Raw genomic sequence first — 1,458 nt, forward strand, 5'->3', positions numbered from 1 at the left:
CGGGCGGCGTCCCGCCAGCGTTCGATCAGCTCCCTCACCGGGTGCAGTCTGCCGCACCGGCCGCAGGAGCGAGGATTCACCGGGTGCGGGGCGGGTAGTCCCGGCCATGGCCGACGCCCGGGATCGACGACGGTTTCCGTTCCTGCGCCGTGCCCCGCTCCGGGAGGGGCTGGTCGACCTGGACGGGCCGCGGATCGCCGCGGCGATGGACGAGCTGCGCGACCGCAGCAAGGCCACCCTGCACGACCGGCTGCACCGGGTGCGGACCGCCACCGGCCTGGCCGTCCAGGCCGGCCTGGCCGCGGGGTTGGCTTACCTGATCTCCCACCGCCTGCTCAAGAACCCGCAACCGGTGTTCGCGCCGATCTCGGCGGTCGGCACCCTGGCGGCCTCCGTCGGCCAGCGGTTCCGGCGGACGGTCGAGCTGATCGTCGGGGTCGCCGTCGGGGTCGCGATCGGTGACGGCCTCATCTACTTCCTCGGCACCGGCGCCTGGCAGCTCGGCCTGGTGGTGACCGCGGCGATCCTGCTCACCATCTTCGCCGGGGCCAGCGTCGCCATCGTGATCCAGGCGGCGGCCACCGCCGTGCTGATCGTGACGCTCAGCCCGTCCACGAAGAACCTGGAGGTCCCGCGCTTCGTCGACGCGTTCCTCGGCGGTGGCATCGCCCTGCTGGTGACCGCGATCCTGCTGCCGCTCAACCCGCTCCGGGTGATCAACCGGGCCGCTCGGCCCGCGTTGGACCTGCTCGCCAACCAGCTCGACGTGTGCGCCGACGCGCTGCGAAGACGGGACCGGAGTGCGGCGCAGCAGGCCCTGCTCCGGCTCCGGGAGAACAAGGACGAGCTGGCCGCGCTCTCCGAGGCGATCGAGGGCGCCAAGGAGACGATCACCATCTCGCCGGCCCGCTGGCACCGGCGCAGCGAGCTGACCCACTACGCCGAGGCGGCCGACCCGATCGACCGGGCGATGCGCAACAGCGGCACGCTGATCCGCCGCTCGGTCACCATGATCGAGGACGAGGAGTCGATTCCGGAACCGATGCCCGACTCGATCGGCCACCTCGCCGAGTCCGTACGCCTGCTCCGGCACGAGTTCGCCGCCGGGCAGGAGCCGGAGCAGGCCCGGGAGCGGACCCTGCGCGCGGTCAGCGAGGCCGGCCGGGCGTACTCGGAGGGGGTGGGTTTCTCCGGCAGCGTGGTGATCGCGCAGGTGCGCACCACGGCCAGCGACCTGATGGTGGCCTCCGGCATCGACCAGGAGGAGGCGAACCGGCTGGTCCGGCAGGCGTTCGGCGACCGGGAGCAGCGCACCGGCGAGACCGCCGAGCAGAGCCCCGCCCCCAAACCTCCCACCGCGCAGTGCTGCCGTACCTGACCGCGCTGGAGAACGTCGAGCTGCCGATGAAGCTGGCCGGCGGACGGTCCCGCCGGGCTCGGCGGGAACGGGCCCGCGAG

Annotated in this window: 1 protein-coding gene; it reads left to right on the plus strand. The window is 73.3% G+C overall.

The features are described 5' to 3' along the window. The first annotated feature begins 106 nt into the window (after positions 1-106). Complete coding sequence (locus ACWEVO_RS36430; protein ID WP_452311932.1) at positions 107-1,378, plus strand: FUSC family protein; 1,272 nt, start codon at positions 107-109, stop codon at positions 1,376-1,378. Positions 1,379-1,458 lie beyond the last annotated feature (80 nt).

The sequence above is a fragment of the Micromonospora sp. NPDC003776 genome (assembly GCF_053605645.1).

Excerpts from the sequence above, each read along its gene's own strand:
- ACWEVO_RS36430 (WP_452311932.1), top strand. The coding sequence starts at position 107 with ATGGCCGACGCCCGGGATCGACGACGGTTTCCGTTCCTGCGCCGTGCC.